15 protein-coding genes are annotated in these 15,918 nt (G+C 60.8%); 9 read left to right on the top strand and 6 right to left on the bottom strand.

Annotation, left to right across the window (positions count from 1 at the left end; genetic code table 11):
• The first annotated feature begins 636 nt into the window (after positions 1–636).
• Both rpsB and tsf read left to right on the top strand, forming a co-directional pair.
• The gene (gene rpsB / locus ABWK72_RS22355; protein ID WP_367871797.1) at positions 637–1,320 is read left to right on the top strand and encodes a 30S ribosomal protein S2; all 684 of its coding nucleotides are present in this window, start codon (positions 637–639) and stop codon (positions 1,318–1,320) included.
• A 199-nt stretch (positions 1,321–1,519) separates the two neighbouring features.
• Positions 1,520–2,386: a translation elongation factor Ts gene (gene tsf, locus ABWK72_RS22350; RefSeq protein WP_367871796.1), complete on the top strand. Its 867-nt coding sequence runs from the start codon at positions 1,520–1,522 to the stop codon at positions 2,384–2,386.
• 147 nt (positions 2,387–2,533) lie between these two features.
• On the opposite strand, the gene ABWK72_RS22345 is transcribed toward tsf, so the two are convergent.
• Positions 2,534–2,950, bottom strand: a complete 417-nt coding sequence (locus tag ABWK72_RS22345) for a hypothetical protein (RefSeq protein WP_367871795.1) — start codon at positions 2,948–2,950, stop codon at positions 2,534–2,536.
• Between the two features lie 1,886 nt (positions 2,951–4,836).
• Here ABWK72_RS22345 and ABWK72_RS22340 point away from each other — a divergent pair.
• Positions 4,837–5,304 (top strand): hypothetical protein, encoded by a 468-nt coding sequence (locus ABWK72_RS22340; RefSeq protein WP_367871794.1) that lies wholly within the window; start codon positions 4,837–4,839, stop codon positions 5,302–5,304.
• A 663-nt stretch (positions 5,305–5,967) separates the two neighbouring features.
• Here ABWK72_RS22340 and ABWK72_RS22335 read toward each other — a convergent pair.
• Positions 5,968–6,471: a hypothetical protein gene (locus ABWK72_RS22335; RefSeq protein ID WP_367871793.1), complete on the bottom strand. Its 504-nt coding sequence runs from the start codon at positions 6,469–6,471 to the stop codon at positions 5,968–5,970.
• A gap of 210 nt (positions 6,472–6,681) precedes the next feature.
• On the opposite strand from ABWK72_RS22335, the gene ABWK72_RS22330 reads away from it, so the two are divergent.
• A complete protein-coding gene (locus ABWK72_RS22330) occupies positions 6,682–7,398 on the top strand; it encodes a hypothetical protein (protein WP_367871792.1) in 717 nt (238 codons plus the stop codon).
• Positions 7,399–7,556: 158 nt separating this feature from the next.
• Positions 7,557–7,994, top strand: a complete 438-nt coding sequence (locus ABWK72_RS22325) for a type II secretion system protein GspG (protein WP_367871791.1) — start codon at positions 7,557–7,559, stop codon at positions 7,992–7,994.
• A gap of 21 nt (positions 7,995–8,015) precedes the next feature.
• Here ABWK72_RS22325 and ABWK72_RS22320 read toward each other — a convergent pair whose 3' ends face one another.
• The gene (locus ABWK72_RS22320) at positions 8,016–8,576 is read right to left on the bottom strand and encodes a hypothetical protein (RefSeq protein ID WP_367871790.1); all 561 of its coding nucleotides are present in this window, start codon (positions 8,574–8,576) and stop codon (positions 8,016–8,018) included.
• A 1,190-nt stretch (positions 8,577–9,766) separates the two neighbouring features.
• On the opposite strand from ABWK72_RS22320, the gene ABWK72_RS22315 reads away from it, so the two are divergent.
• Entirely contained in the window at positions 9,767–10,009 is a 243-nt protein-coding gene (locus tag ABWK72_RS22315; RefSeq protein WP_367871789.1) for a hypothetical protein, read from the top strand.
• A gap of 119 nt (positions 10,010–10,128) precedes the next feature.
• Here the strand turns inward: ABWK72_RS22315 and ABWK72_RS22310 are convergent, their stop codons facing one another.
• Positions 10,129–10,356 (bottom strand): hypothetical protein, encoded by a 228-nt coding sequence (locus ABWK72_RS22310; protein ID WP_367871788.1) that lies wholly within the window; start codon positions 10,354–10,356, stop codon positions 10,129–10,131.
• 209 nt (positions 10,357–10,565) lie between these two features.
• Between ABWK72_RS22310 and ABWK72_RS22305 the strand changes: the two genes are divergently transcribed.
• From ABWK72_RS22305 to ABWK72_RS22295, 3 genes are all read left to right on the top strand, one after another.
• A complete protein-coding gene (locus ABWK72_RS22305) occupies positions 10,566–11,600 on the top strand; it encodes a chemotaxis protein CheB (RefSeq protein ID WP_367871787.1) in 1,035 nt (344 codons plus the stop codon).
• Positions 11,601–11,743: 143 nt separating this feature from the next.
• The gene (locus tag ABWK72_RS22300; protein WP_367871786.1) at positions 11,744–12,259 is read left to right on the top strand and encodes a ferritin-like domain-containing protein; all 516 of its coding nucleotides are present in this window, start codon (positions 11,744–11,746) and stop codon (positions 12,257–12,259) included.
• Between the two features lie 365 nt (positions 12,260–12,624).
• The gene (locus ABWK72_RS22295; RefSeq protein ID WP_367871785.1) at positions 12,625–12,975 is read left to right on the top strand and encodes a hypothetical protein; all 351 of its coding nucleotides are present in this window, start codon (positions 12,625–12,627) and stop codon (positions 12,973–12,975) included.
• A gap of 11 nt (positions 12,976–12,986) precedes the next feature.
• On the opposite strand, the gene ABWK72_RS22290 is transcribed toward ABWK72_RS22295, so the two are convergent.
• Positions 12,987–14,981 carry a hypothetical protein gene (locus ABWK72_RS22290; RefSeq protein ID WP_367871784.1) on the bottom strand — a complete coding sequence of 665 codons (1,995 nt, stop codon included), beginning with the start codon at positions 14,979–14,981 and terminating at the stop codon, positions 12,987–12,989.
• 404 nt (positions 14,982–15,385) lie between these two features.
• A complete protein-coding gene (locus tag ABWK72_RS22285) occupies positions 15,386–15,883 on the bottom strand; it encodes a hypothetical protein (RefSeq protein ID WP_367871783.1) in 498 nt (165 codons plus the stop codon).
• Between the last annotated feature and the right edge of the window lie 35 nt (positions 15,884–15,918).

Raw genomic sequence — 15,918 nt, 5'->3', positions numbered from 1 at the left:
TCGTATTCGACGATCAGCCGGGAGGCGAGGCTGACAGAAGACCATCGGTCTTTTACGAGGTACCTGCTCCCTTGCTGCGATTCCGCCCACGCCCAGCCGATGAAGGCCATCACCAGGAGGCCGGACCAGAAGATGATGGAGCGGTGCAGGCCGGGCTTCACGGGGCGATGATGGCCACGGGAGGGAGGAAGGGAAGCCCGTGGGAGTTCAGCCGTTCCCATTTACCCGGATCTGGTGCCCTCCTGCCTTCCATTCCAAATTCGGAGTCCGGGCTGGTGCATAAAGTAACCGCCAAGACGCCAAGAACGCCAAGTAGGAGGAATCCCAAGGGCACGGGTCATCCATCGTCCCGCCTTTCCCCCCGCGATCCTCTCCGCGACCTCTGCGCCTCCGCGTTTCGTTCGCTCCGGATCCCTCCCTGCCTTTCCATTCAAAGTTCGATGTTGGGCGTTCGATGTTCGATGTTCGCCTTTCATTTCCAGCCCTTTTCCCTTGCCAAGCCCCCCGGCCATCCCTATCCAACCCGCCCCTTCGCACGCCGCCAAAGCACCAACGGAAGACCACAAGGGACCTCACAAGCGGCGGGTTTTCCGAGAATCGCCCGACCTGAATCAAGGCGGGACACACTGAATCACAATGATCAACGAACTCATCAGCGATATGGTGGACGCCGGCGTCCACTACGGCCACCAGACCAAGAAGTGGAACCCGAAAATGAAGCCCTACCTCATGAAGGACAAGGGCGGGATCTACATCATCAACCTGGAATCCACCGTCCGCTGCCTGGACAAGGCCTCGGATTTCCTCTCCGACCTCGCCGGCAAGAACAAGAAGATCCTCTTCGTCGGCTGCAAGCGCCAGGCCCAGGACGCCGTCCGCGAGGCCGCTGAAGCGACCGGCCAGTTCTACGTGAACCACCGCTGGCTCGGCGGCATGCTCACGAACATGACCACCGTCCGCAAATCGCTGGAGCGCCTGAAGTGGCTCGAAACCATCGAGAAGCAGCCGGAGTTCAAGGCCATGTCCAAGAAGGAACTCTCCGCCCTCGGCCGCGAGCGTGAAAAGCTCCTGCGCAACCTCCGCGGTATCCGCGGCCTGGAAGGCAAGCCGGACGCGATCGTCATCGTCGATTCCGCCCGCGAGTCCATCGCCGTCGCCGAAGCCCGCCGCCTCGAGATCCCGATCGTCGCCATCGTCGACACCAATGCCGACCCCTCGATCGTGAACTACCCGATCCCCGGCAACGACAACGCGGTCCGCTCGATCCGCATCATCCTGCAAAACCTGGTGGACGCCATCGTCGTCGCCAAGAAGGGCTGATCCGTCACCTTTCCCCGGCTGCGGCTCACCCCCGCAGCCGGCACTCTCCCCGCGGATCCGGCCTTTCACAAAGCCGATCCGCGTTTTTGTTCTCACAACGTCTCATCTTCCCTACCAAGCCCCGCCCACCAGCGCCTTTCAGGCTGTTCCTGAAAACTGAACACTGAAACCTCGCAAACTTCCTTTTCCCATCACCACCATGATCACCGCATCCCTCGTCAACGAACTCCGCAAGAAGACCAACGTCGGCATGATGGAGTGCAAGAAGGCACTCACCGAAACCAATGGCGACATCGACGCCGCCGTGAAGTACCTGCGCGAGAAGGGTATCGTGAAGTCCGGGAACATGGCCTCCCGCGGCGGCAGCGAAGGCATCATCGCCGCCCGCCTCACCGCCGATGGCAAGTCCGGCATCCTGGTGGAAGTGAACTGTGAAACCGACTTCGTCTCCCGCAACGAGAACTACGTGAAGTTCGTCGACGACATCGCCGACACCCTCGCCGCTTCCGATGCCAAGACGCTGGACGAAGCGCTGGCCGTGAAGAAGGACGAAGGCACCGTGGACACCTTCGTGAAGGCCAAGGTCCTCGAGCTCGGCGAAAACATCCGCCTCCGCAAGTTCGAGCGCTTCGACCTCCAGGACGGCGGCGCGATCGCCCACTACATCCACATGGGTGGCAAGGTCGGCGTGCTGCTCGAAGTCAGCGCCGCCAATGGCGACACCGCCACCAAGGACGAGTTCCGCGACCTCGTTAAGGACATCACCCTCCACATCGCCGCCGCCGCGCCCAAGGGCCTGTCCCGCGACGAGATCACCGAGGAGATCATCGAAGCCGAGAAGGACATCTACCGCGTCCAGCTCGCCAACGAAGGCAAGCCCGCCGAGATGATCGAGAAGATCGTCCTGGGCAAGATCGGCAAGTTCTACGCCGAAGCCGTGCTGCTCGAGCAAGCCTTCATCAAGGACCCCGACACCACCATCAAGAAGCTCGTCGAAACCAAGGCCAAGGAAGTCGGCGACACCCTCGTAGTGAAGCGCTTCGTCCGCTTCGGCCTCGGCGAATAATCGATCAAGAAGACCGCAAGGGCGGCAGTACATTCTCTCACTGCTGACAACTGGATTCGTTCACCCGAGTCCCTCCCCCTTTGGAACAAAGCCCCGCCTCGAAAGAGGCGGGGCTTTTTTGAAATACACTGTTGAATGAGAACACCTTCACCCCTGAGGCACAGGGGCAGGATTAGTCACACCCGTCATGTTCGCACGGGAGGAGGTGTCTACCGTATACGCCGCCTCCTTATCCCCAATTTTATAACTAAATTTCAGAGCACCCGGATGAGGAATCACGAGACCTTGAAGGCGAGCAACGAGGCGAGCAACATTCGAACCAGAGAACGTGAGATCCATATCCTGACTAATAAGCTGCTCATCATCCAATGAAACCGCCATCGCCCCCCGCGCTTCGTCGGGATCACCTTCTTCCTTATGCCACACCGTCAAAAAGGCAATCATCGGCAGAAACATAGGGTAACTTTCACTAACAATCCCTTCCATTACATGGAATGCAGACGGAACCCCAGTGTCCGCCGCTATCACTATATCATGAGCCACCAACGCCAAACGCGGATTCATATAATTATTTTTTGAGGATTAATCTCGTGCGAAGCAGGATTCGACACCAAAAAGATGCCGGATGATCTCTGCGTAGAAATTTTGGGGAGAGCTGCATCAAGTGTTATTATCTTGAAAGAACTCCGCGAAGAAATGGCAATATCCCGAAGTGAATCACCCCACGAAAGCAGTTTGCAATCAATAATATCACCAGGAACATCCCTTGAATAAATTGAAATCAACACTGCGCTTGCCACGGCCAAGGACGCAAAAGTCGTCCTATTTCTAGCAGCGATCAATTCATATAATGCCACAAGATCCGGCAGCGGTAATTGCGACATCTGCTTGTATACACCAGAAGATATCACGATCTTAAACAAACTCTTAGGCGTGTTACAGACTATGAAATCCGCAATCAAATCCTTAATGGCAGATTTTCGAAATAGCCTCATAGACCGCATCGGTAATATTTACGCTCATGCCCGTAAGCCTTCGGCACCTCACTAACCAAATGTATAAACTCGCCTGCCCAGCCCCACTTTGAACACACTACAGGCAAATTCATCATATGATTAAAATCGACGATTATGCCAGAATGACTCGCGTCTCCAGCATCATCAAAATACACCACAATATCTCCAGGGATAGAATCAGCAGGAAGCACCTCATGCCATCTATCGTCACTTAGACATCTAGCGACCTCGGTTGATCCAGAAATCCAAGTTCGACGCCCTCCAAATGTCAGACCGTGACAATTGAAACAGGTTGACGCATCGCGTCTTTTTTTCACTAGAGGCCAAGGTTTAGCTATTTCTTTCGCATGCATTAGCTGACCGGGAGATAAATCACCCATGGCGTGATTGAACACGTCGTTTCCTTTTGACGTCTGAAGTTGAATTTTCACATTCGATGCGCTTCCGAAAAGTTCGATTACGTGCGGCAGAACTGAATCCAGTTTTGTTGAGGTGCAAGCCTGATCGTCGTCACAATGGCACGTTCCAAACTGCTACCCATCTCGGCAGCGACGTATCCTACCTTCTTTCAACCGAGTTTGGCGATATAAAATGTTCATGTGAACATTCCCCAGATCAGTCGATGGGGTCAGTCCTTGAATTTTGAATTTCGTGCGAGTTCTCACGACCACTCTCAAGATTCAAGGGCTGCCCCCGCAGAAGAATAGCCCCGGCACCGTGAGGCACTGGTTCCCTCTGGACGCCATCCAAAGCTGCAGCCAGGATTTTGAATGTGGGGCACGATGGTAAAGTTCCAGCTCGAAGGGCAGTAGCGGTCGTTGGAATCGGCCTGCTCGGCTGCGCGATATTCGCGGTAATCAAAGCCATCGAACCGTCGTCGAACCGGAACGAAACAGGGTTCCGGAGATCTGACGTGAGGTCCGGGCATGCCTCCGCTCCAAATGGACAGCCTGGCGAATCCGAGGGTAAAGGGGCTTCGGCGGAAAGCGAACCGCCCCGAAGTGGAAAGGCCGGAGAACGCCCGAGTGAAGCGGTTCTCGCTCAAAAGCGGCTGGAAAGCCACCGGGTGCAACTTGCCGAAACATTGAGGAAATTCAGACCGAGCCATCCTGCTGCGGTTAGAGCGACGGCCAAACTGAAGAAGCTTGAAGAGGAACTAGCGGCCGCCGGTGGCAATGCGACTCACCGCCAAAGTTGGCCTCATGCCGCCGAGAGGGGAAGTCCTTGATTTTTGAGAAAGCCCTGGGATTCACCTCGCGATTCAAGATTCAAGGACTGACCCCGCCGAGGGCGTGGGATTGTTGATCTGGACGTCATGCCGGCAGCCGCATCAATGGGGTCTGTCCTAGGGTCAGGCCTAAAGGCCTGACCCCGAACGATGACCCCGAATGATTGCTCTCGCCCAAGCCTCCTCCGCTTGCCAAGCCTAGGCGCATGACGCTCGCCCTCCACCGCTCGGTCAGCTTCTGGTCCGGCATCCTCGTGATCGGGTTCGTTTGCTGGCTGTGGCGGGATTCCCAGTCGCATTGGAGCCGCGTTGAATTGTTCCGCGTGAACGCAACGCAATCGCCTTCGGCCATGGAGTTCACCTACATACCCAAGGGCAACACCCCCCGATTCGCCCGCGGGCAGCAAGCGCCCAACGACATTGAAACGGAGTATTTCCCCGCGCCGTTTTTGCGCCGTGGCGGCAACACGCTACCCACGCAGGCCTTCTGGGATGAACACGCCCAGTTAAAGACATGGCGCGGCATCCACTGGAATATCTCCGGGATCAAGAGCTCAGGTGCATGGATCGCTTTCATCCCGCACTGGCTCATTCTCCTCTCCGTCGCGGTTCCGTGGCTCGGGTTGCTAGCCTGGCGAGCGAAGAGAAGGAAGCGGCAGCAAGCCCCCGGCTAACATCGTGAAGCTTGCCCCGCATCGCTAGGTCGCGTTCTGGTCCGGCATCCTCGTGTTGGGGTTCATCTGCTGGGCTTGGTGGGATTCGAGTCGAACGGGGTCTCATCGACGGGGCCAGTCCTTGAATTTTGAGAAGGCCTCCAGATTCATCTCACCATTCAAGATTCAAGATTCTAGGACTGGCCCCGCCGAACGTGTCGTGAGCGTGCGGGGAATGGCTTTGCGGAATAAGTTCCCCCATGAAACCGGAATCATCCCACCAATTCTGCCGGTCCTGGGAGTCGGACCCTCCACACCAATTCGAGGCAAGCGTCGTGCTCATCTCCTTGTTTGTCGCACTGGCGATATTAGCGGGTTCGGCGCTTTGGCAGTTCGTGACCGGGTAAGATGCGCGCCGTCTTCCCCTCGCCTACCGAGGCAGGGATGGCATAAAGAACTCCGCAGTTCTCCCGATTGCATTTAAATCCATTGACCCTGTGGGGAATTCTCCCTACATACCCGCCGTTGCCAGCCCCCACTGACGACACCAAACGGATCCTGTCGCCTCCCCGCGGCCGGGTCCGTTTTTCTTTGCATCGATCCGATCCTCTCCGCCTCCGCATTGGCGCCGCTTGATGGGGTCTGCCCTTCAATTTTGAGAAGGCCTCCGATTCATCTCACCATTCAAGATTCAAGGACTGACCCGCCGACGCCGGGGAGCCCCGCGGCCCTCTTCCTCCGCTTGGCCCGCCAGAGGAGGAGGCCCAGCCAAGGGATCGTGAAGCCGGTGAGTATCATCCAATAGGGAATGCAGACCAGCCAGTCGCGGTCCGTCCGGTAAATCATGTTCATCGCATTCAATTCCCGCAGCTCCTTCACATCGTACTTCATCAAGTAGAGCTGCCGCGTTTTGAGGTCGGCGTGGTCGATACCGCCCCGGATGAAATGCGGAGGCGGGAACAGGGCTGAAGAAGGTTTGCTGAATTCATTCCGGAAACACTCCCATCCGGGACGGCGCCCGGAGGGGCGATAGGTAAAGCTCAGCGCGCCGGCCCCGCTCTCAATCATGCAGGACCCCCACATGGGGTTCGTTCGGGTGTTCAACGAATCCCGCCACGCCCAGCTGATGAACCCCATCACGAGGATGCCCGACCAGAATATCAGCGAGCGGTGCAGGGCGGGTTTCATCCTGCGATGGTGGGTGGCTGGTGAAAAAAGAAAACTCCCGGCACCGTGAAGCGCGCGGGGCGGAGGAAGAGGGCCGCGGAACGCGCCGCAGGTCCGGCTGGTGCAGCGCCGGAGCCATGCGACACGGCGGTATTAAATTGACCGCTTCCGTAGTTAGTCTGGAGTGCTTCGGACAAGCGGCTGGAGAACTCCCGCTTGAGTATCCCGCTCATGAAAATTCCAAAGACACTTCCCCTCATCGCGCTCGCCGCGGTCCTGAGCAACGGCAGCCCCGCCCGGGCTCAGGCGGAGAAGGAAAAGGCTGGGGAGAAGACGCAGGAGGTCACGGAAAAGATGCTTCGCGGCCGGCGCTTTGTCTTCGGTGAGGAAAACGGCGGCAAGTTCACTTACTTCAGGATCCTGTCCTTGAAAGGCGGCGGCACCATCGATGAAGGAGCCAGCCGCAATGAGGCGAAATGGGAGGTCAAGAACGGCAAGTTCCTGCTCCGCCGCGATGATGGCGAGGCTACCACCGAGTTCCGCGATGCGGAATGGAACGGCCCGCTTGTCGATTTCAGCGGGGTTCACCTTCTCAACAACAACAAGGGGAAGTTTGTCGCCTATGAAGTCACGCCGGGAGCCAAGGGCATGATCACCGAAGCAAGTATCTCGAATCGCAAATTCGAGTTACGCTTCCTCGATCCTCCCCGGGAAGACAGCACGATGCTGACCTTCGCCGCCGGGGGCAAGCTAAGCGGAGGCAGATTCGACGAGGGCTCGAAGTGGACCGTGGAAAAGAACGTCCTTTCCCTGCGGCTGGATGACGGCTCGGAATATGCCCGCTTCGACAAGGTTTTCACCGCCCACTCGGGAAAGCTCCTCATCCTTGAAGGGCCCTCGAAGGTAAAAGAGGCCAAATCCTTCCGTCTGATCGAGACGGGCTCCTAGGGACGGGTGAGGACTCCGGGCAAGCGAAGGCGGAGGAAGGAAGGGCCACGAAAAGCCCGCTGCCTAGGGTGTCAGCCTAGCCCCGCCGCGGCCCGATCTGCGGCCGGTGCCGACAGATCCCCTGCCCGGCGGCTTTCTCCGGAGAGATACCACCACTCATGAAGACCTCCTCCACCCTCCTGTTCCTCCTCGCGGCAGCGCTTCCCCTCCTGGCCGCCGATAAGAGGCCGGCACCCGCGCCGCCGCAGGCCGTCGTGGACTCAACCGCCAAGGCCAAGCGCGCCAGCGCGACTGCCGATCTCAAGGCGATCGCAGCGGCGCTCCTCGCCTACCGCGACCTCGCCGGGCAACTTCCCACCGTGGCGCAAGGCCTGGACGCCCTCATCGCCAAGCCCACGAAAGAACCCATCCCGGAAAGGTGGGCACAGTGCATGGAAAAATATCCCGTGGATCCGTGGGGCTTCCCCTACGGCTATGCCGTCCGCCAGAAGGATGGAAAGGATCAGCAGATCCTGATCAGCAAGGGCCCCGATCGCGAATCAGGGAAGGATGACATCGAGCGAATCGTCGCCCCGGAGCCTGCGAAGAAGAAGTAGCGGATCCCGCTCCATAGGGCGCTACCGGATGAGATCCCCGGGCTGTTTGGCGGCCTTGTAGTAATCCCTCTGGGCATCATGCCTCTCCACGGAATCCGTGGTATCGAGAAGCTTGCGGGCGCCCTCGTCGGCTCGCTTCCGCCATTCGTCCAGGCCGCTGATGAGCCGCTCCGCGGATTGGATCTCCGCTTCCAGCAGCTTGAGGGATTTCGGGATCGCGGCCCCATCCAGCAGCGCCCGGGCCGACTTCAGCGCGGCCACGATCCGCTGGACATGGTCCGCGTAGACCTGTTCCGCCGCGGCCTTCGCGTCGGTGGCATCCTTCAGCTCCTTGGTGAGCGTCTCCATTTCCTTGGGCCGCTGCTCGCGCCCGAGCTCCTGCGTGATCGTTTCCACCCGCATCCATTCATTGTGGGCGGTGAAGGCATCCTGGTTCAGCCCCGTCACCACGGCGGCCAGCCCGGATTGCGCCGCATCCACCGCCGCCTGTTCGTGGTAATCCTCCGGTGCCCGGGCTTCTTTCTTCCGGTTGTCGCAGCCGCTGGCAGCCAGCAGCAGAAGCAGGATGAAAATCGCTTTCATGGGGAGATTGTGCTAGGGTCCGCCTCCAACAGGCCACCCCAAAAAATACGGCTCTCCGTCAGATTTGCTGATGGATCACGATACGTCTGCCCAAGAGGGCGGCGCAGCCGCTTTGGAGTGCGGCGGGCATCGCCGCTTTAGGGCGATCTGGACTGGAGAACGCCGTATTGGATTCGCCTTGGTCCTGCCCCTGCCATTACGCTTGAACTGCTGCGGATCTTCCTGAAGGCGCCGGACGCTTGACCGGCTTCCAAAAGGGGAAAACGAAGAGGTGGATTCGTGACGGCGTTCTCCAATCAACACCGCACGAAAGCGGCGATGCCCGCCGCACTCCCGAGCAACAAGAATTATAACCCTTTGGTTTTCAGTAAAACCTCTTTTTCGAGTTACTCCATGCTCCACACCCCTTCAGCGCGGTTCAGGTGCTCCAAAGCGGCTGCGCCGCAAAGGGGGGCATCGATCCGCATTGGAAGCTTCCTCGAATAGCTTCAGCGAATCTGACGGAGAGCCAAAAATACGGCTTGCAACGGGTGAATCGGGATTGCCCCGCAGGAGCCAACGACGACGCCCGCGACGGACGGCCCCACCGGCACCGCCCGGCTGAACGGTCCTTGTGGCGGGGTATATCGCGGGGATGGAATGGAAGCGCCGTTCCGATGCTGCGGACCTCCTAGGATACACCCGGTGGGGCTGCCCGCCCTCCATCTCCAGCACCTTCAGTCCGGCCTCCTCGCGGCAGCATTTACATTTCAGCATCCCGCGTGACGCCGGCGCTGCGACACACAGGCCAATGTCCCCCCAAAGTATCGGTCCCGGGGATCGAAGCCTTCGCGGACACCGTTGAAGACGCCCGAACCAACCTCCAATCCGCGGATTTCACAGAAGCGGAATCTCTCCCAACGCGCATCGGGCTCAAGAACCCAAGCTACCAGAACGAAGGCTCCGGTCTTCCGATGCTGGCCGATCATGTGGGGCTCTGCCCTCACCTCGCGTGTCTTGTGGATAAAGACGATGATATGCCGACGGTCGATGGCGGCAACGAGATCTGGAAGGGCCGCGTAGGAGAGTGGCATCGCGGAAATTCCCACGAGTTCTCGTGGCGGCAACAATTGTATTCTAAGCATATCGCTTATGAAGTGCGCCCCAAAGCCCCTTGCAGTTCCCCCGCCAGGCGCATCAGGATTCCCATCATGCCCCCTCCCTCCCCTATCCCCCGTGTCTATCCGGGCGAGTGCGCCCTCGGTGAATGCGTGCCCGCCCATTCTGTTCCGGGTTGGGACCTCTCGGCCCGCATCTGGCACTACGAAGTCCGGATCGATGAATCGACCGCCGGCGAGTCGAAGACCTACCCCGTCGCCATCCGCATCTTCAGCCTCGGCCACCGCCATGACGGACAGGGTGGCCACACGCCCATCTGGATCAGAGAATCCTGAGCCCATCCCGGCGCTCTACGATTTCCGGGGCTCCCGCGGATGTTACGATCCTCGGGAGCCCCGCCGCTCCATGAACACACCTGGCCTGGAAATTCCATGGGGAAAAACGCGCCGTTCCCCTAGCGATCCTGTGAACCGATCACCTCTTCGACGGCCTTTGTCAGCTCCTGCCGGTCTTCCGATGGCGCGATCTTAGCGGCGGCTTCGTCGAGCACCTCCTCCACCGCTCCCTCCGTGATGCCCGGATGGTCCTTCGCGAACTGCTCGATGAAATGCCGGCGCTCGTGGTCTTCGGAGAGGGCCACGGCGCGGCGGTCCTGGGACGTGTTTCCTTTGTCGTCGCTCATGCTTCCCGTCGTCGCAATATCCGTTCCAGCCTCACGGACCATTGAAAATCGTTGGCGGAAGAATCGCAGCAAGTGCATAAGATAACTCCGGCATGGCAGATTGCACAGGCTCGGCCGGCCAAGCTTCCGGGGATTCATCGAACCTGCCGTTAGAACAGCCAATCGGCCGCCGGACGGAGGCGGGGAACGTATTCTGCAAGAGGTCCGCAATGGACCGAAGCCCCGAGCAAGCCGCCGCCGCGCCGCCCTTCGTCATCGCGATCGGGACCTCCGCCGGAGGCTTGGCCGCGATGAAGGAAGTCGTCGCGCAATTACCCCCCGACCTTCCCGCCTGCGTGATGGCGGTCCTGCACGTCGCCCCGGACGCTTCCGTGAGCTACTTCGTCCGGGCGCTCCAGGCCGCCGGAGCGTGGGACTGCCGCGAAGCTTCCGATGGCGATCCCCTTCTGGCCGGCAGACTCTACGTGGCACCCGCCGATCGCCATCTCTTGGCCGATGTCGCCACGGTCAGCGTCACCAAAGGCCCGCGGGAGAACCGTTGGCGACCTTCCATCGACGCGCTATTGAGGTCGGCGGCGATCCATCACCGCGGACGCGCCATCGGGGTCCTGCTCACCGGGGAATTGGATGACGGCGTCGCCGGCCTCGCCGCCATCAAGCGCTGCGGCGGCGTGTGCGTCGTTCAGGACCCTGCCGACGCAGCATTTCCCTCAATGCCCGCAGCCGCGATCCGCCGTGTGGAAATTGACCAGGTGGTGCCCTTGGGCGCCATTGGCAAAACCGTAGCCAGACTGGTCTCCGAGGGCCCGGGAGAAGGGAAAGATCCCCCGCTTGAACTCCTGGCCGAGGCACGGGTGGCAGCCGGAGGCCGCATGACCATTGAGGACATGGACGGCCTCGGGGACCGCAGCGCCGTCACCTGCCCGGAGTGCGGCGGAATCCTCTGGAAACTCGGCGGGGAAACCTCGCTGCACTTCCGTTGCCATACCGGGCACGCCTTCAGCCCGGAAGCCTTGGAGACCGATCTGACGCACCGGCTCGAAGCGACCTTGTGGTCGGCGGTGCGCCTGTTTGAAGAAAGGAGAAGCCTGATCCAATCGCTGTCGAAGTTCGGCTCTTCCACAAGCGCCGAAAGCTCCAGGGTAGAGGAGATCGAAGCCCATCTCCACCTTCTGCGTCGCGTGCTTCTGGGCCCGGCGGGTGGCGATGCGGCGGCGCAGCTTGAATCCAGGACATCCGCCTAGCTACCCGGTGGCGCTGCAAAATGCAGACGCCACGATTGCCGTCTGCATGGACATCCCGCGCAGGAAGATTGATGCCGCCACGCCTTTCCCGGGAGGCATAAAAAATGCGATGGGAGAAAGGAACCCGGACCATCTCCATCACCATGAAAATCGACACTCCGAGGGATCTGCTATTCGACCAGCTACGGGATATCCACGACTTCGAGAATCAGTTGCAGCCGTCATTCGCGGAGCTATCTGTCCGGGCGACGTCCCCGGACCTCAGGTCCCTGCTGGAAGATCACGGGCGGGAGTGCGAAGACCAGCGCGACCGCGTTCGCGGAATCTTCAGCCGCCACGGGGTTGAGATCGGAAGCGACAAGTGCAAGGCCATCGAGGGCCTCATCAAGGGCGGGGACAAGCATCTGGATGAGGCCACGGACCCGCAGGTCATCGACCTTCTGCTGATCGCCCACTGCAACCGGATCAAGCACTACGAGATCGCCGCCTACAGTTTCGCCGCCTCGCTCGCGGACTGCCTCGGATTCCAGGACGACGCCCAACTGCTGGAGCAGAGCCTCCAGGAAGAGCATGCCGTAAAGGAGGCCCTGGCGCAGACCGCGGCGAATGTTTTCGATCCCTGCATGCTGGAACACGGGAGAGATCTGGCGGCCTCATAAGCCACCACCCGGACAAGGCACGCGATCTGCGAAAGCGGGAGGCTATGGATTCCCTACAAACCGCCGAAGCTGCCACCCGCCGCCCTTCGAACTTCGGACCCCGCATTCACCGGGAATCGGAAGTGGACGCCTCCGTGAGATCCGAGTCCGGGCGGATCCTGCCCCTCCCCGTGGGAGGCCGGACTCCCTGGCGCGGACGGTGGACGAACCGGGCCCAATCCACGCCCCGCACGATGCGAGCGCGGAGCCTCCAGGCAGTCGCGGAAAATCCAGCCCTCGCACTCGGCATCAGCTTCGCCATCGGGATCGTGGCGGGCCGTGTCCTCCTGCGCCGCTGAGCCATTGAAAATCCAGAGCATCCGAAAATGAGAACCCGATATATTGCCGTCGCCTGCATCGCTTCCTTCCTGCCTTCTTGCGATAGGCCGCCGAAGGGCGAACTGCTCGACCGCAACTTCACCCATCCCGGGGAGAAGCCTGCGCCCGAATCACCCCAGGGCACCTCGAACGGACAAGCTCCCGATGATCCGGGGAAGAATGCAAGCGCCCACGACACCAAGCCGGATCCGGCTCCCGGCGGCGGCCTGCCGCCCTCGTCCACGCCCCCGGCAGGTGCCGGAGGGCAAGCCGCGGGAAGCACCAGCGGCGGCAGCACCACCGCACCCACCGCGGGGGGAAGCCGCAATGCTCCGGCCGCCCCGGAGAAGAAGAACTGAGGAGGCCGGACTCAAGGAACCTCCTTCAAGCGGTAGAACTGCTTGTTGGGACCGGCAGCGGCGGCGTGGATGTAAGTCAGGGGCAGGCCGGTGCCGGCGATGGTCGAGCCGAGATTCGTCCAGGAGTTCAGATCCAGCGAACGCTGGAGTTGATAGAGAACCCCCGGGGAGCAGATATGGTCGATGTTCACATTCGAAGCAAACCGCTGCACCTTGACGATGGCCGTGGACGCGGCGATGGCTTCCACATCCCCGGCACCGCTAATCGTGTGGCCGCTGATGATCCAGATCCCCGTGGCGGCGGCAGGCAGGGTTTCCGGAATCAGCGCGAGCTTGAAGGCGCCGTTCTGCTGGATTCCGAAGAGGAAGCGCACGTTGATCGCGGCATTGTTGGCCAGCGGCGTCGCCACGGCTACGGAGGTGGCGCTGAAGGTGGAGTTCAATCCGCCGCCGTTCGGTTGGCTCGCGGCTTGTTCGAGGGTGCTGCCGCGCACCGTGACATTGCCACCGCCACCGCTCAGCGCGGCCACCGTGTCGGCACTGGTGCGTGGCCGCAGGTCGGCGATATCGGATGGCGAGGGAAAGGTCGAAAGATCGACCACCCGGAAGCGCAGCCGCGTGATGTTGACGCCGGTGGAGTTCACGAATTTCCGGCTCAACGAGATGGTACCGTAGGTGCTGTTTTGCGCAGGCACGGAAGCCATGTCACGGACCCGGTTCGGCGGCATCGTCATCGCGACTCCCGGATCGACCAGCCTGCGCACCAGCGGGGGGCCGCTGCGCCGGCGGACCGGCGATGACAGATTCTCCGGCCCCGGCGCCCCCAGGTGCTGGCCGGCCCCCGCGAAAGTCCCGTTGGTGTCGGAGAAGAAGAAGTCGGCCACGTTGTTGCCCGTGTCCCGGGTGCCCTCGCCCGACAGATTCCGGGTCAGCGAGCAATTGATGGCGAAGGGCGAGACCACCCCGTAACCGGTGCCTTCCTTGTAGAGGGTCTTCAGCTCCGTCGTGGAGCCCGCCGCATCGAGCCGGTTGGCCAGCGTGAAATCGCCCGGGATCGACGTGCGGAAGAGCGCGATGCCGGCGTTGTCGGGGATCTCGGTGGTGTAGGTGGCATCGCCGGTGGCGGTAGTCCCGTTTCCGGCGGGATAGGCACCCAGGCTGTAGCCGGGCGAGGCGACATTGACCCCCAGGTAGTGGCCGCGGGCGGGGATCACGGTGCCATTCGGAATCACGAAGCGCACGACCCCGTCGGACGCCGCCACGGCGTAGCCGGTGGAGCTGCCGACGCTCTGCACGGTGTGCCCGGAATCGGTGGTGTTCTGGACTTCCACGAATTCGTCGTTCGCGCCGTTCGGGCCGCGGAGCCGGAATTCGCTGATCACCAGTTGACCCTGCTCGGCAGGGACCACGCTGACGATGTTCAAGGTCCAACTCGTGATGCTGCCGGAATCGCCGAAATTGTCGTCCACCACGAAGAGCTTCCAGACCCCGTTCGGGCTGATCCCGTCAAGGGCCGAGAGCGCGGTGTTGCCGCTGATCGCCGGGGCGGGAGCCGGAATGTTGTCGGGACTCCCGATGTTGGTCGGCTTGTAGGTCCCGCTTGAGATGAGGGCGGCGTCCGGCAGGTAGTTCGCAGCATCGTCGTCGATCACGAGCGTGACGTTGCTGACGTCGCTGCCGGCCCCGACATCCGATAGGAGCAAGGCCTGGGTGCCGTCCGGTGCGACCAGCAGGACGTCAACGTCGTCCGGAAACGTGTGGGTCAGGCCGGTCAACTGCACGCTCACCTTGTGGATGAAGCCGCCCATGCCGGAGACATTGATCGCCGAGGGATAGGGAGTGGCCTTGGTGGGAGCCGCGACATCACCGATCGTGATTCCCGAGGTACTCGTGAAGGCTTTGATCTCGGCCAGGGCCTCGCCCGTGCCAAGGGCAAGTGCAAGCGACAGGACGGCAAGGAACGGGCGAACCCTCAAGACCCGGAGGGCCGCTTTGGAAGTTATCATAAGATCAATTTAAAAACCGGTTAATCTAACAGAATATAATCACGGCAGGCGATCCGCCCTAACAATAACCACCCCTTGAACAGCCCAAGAGGATTGGGAATTACCGTGCTGGTTTTGAAGAAGGCCTTCCGGATGAAGTGAACGGAGGCCTGCACTGCCTACATGGCGGCGTGGAACAGAGGTGCCGGGGAAACGGCGGGACTAACAGGACGGTGGGTGAAAGGGTGTAAGATGGCCCTTGTCTACACCGCCCCGCGGGATTGCCTATGGGCCGAAGGGTGTATAGGTGTCCAACAGGCGAATCGGTCCTGCCGCGGGCGGCCTTTCATCCGTGCCCATCCGTGGTTCTCCATTGCCATGGCGATTCAACCACGGATCGTGCGGATCCAACGGCTAAAGACCCCTCACTTATCCGCGACCCACCGGAAGTAGATGGTGGCATGATCCTGGTCCACGTTCTTCGACCAAGCCTTGGCGGGCTCCCTCTCCTTTCCCAGCCCGAAGGACCTGATCTTCGGCAGGGGCGAGAACTCCGGCGCTTTCAAGCCGTTCACCTTCTTCGCGGAGAGCAGCTCCGGACTCTGCACCGGAGTGTAGAGGAAATTCCGCGTGGTCGCGGCCACCGCGAAGCCCCGCACGATCACCACGCTGAGTGCGCCGCCCTTGCCCCCTTGATCGTCCGTCACCGCGAAGACCACCACATCCCCGGCTTGGATCATGACATCCTGCGAGACCGCCTTGTCCCAGGAAGCCGCCTTCCACACCGGCTTGCCATTCACGAACATCTCGAAGCGGTCGTCCGCCAGGACATGGACGGTGCACTTGGCCGCATCCGGCTCCTGCGCCTTGAGCGCGAGCCATGGGAAAAAGACAGTGGCAAGAACCAGCAACCAAGCCTTCATGATGATGCGACCCTAGCCGGTCCGGAGAGACACGG

Origin of the sequence: Luteolibacter sp. Populi, assembly GCF_040801775.1 — a bacterium.
In the GTDB taxonomy this organism is placed as follows: domain Bacteria; phylum Verrucomicrobiota; class Verrucomicrobiia; order Verrucomicrobiales; family Akkermansiaceae; genus Haloferula.
The sequence above is the reverse complement of the archived record's forward strand: the minus strand, read 5'-3'. Positions and strand labels throughout refer to the sequence as shown.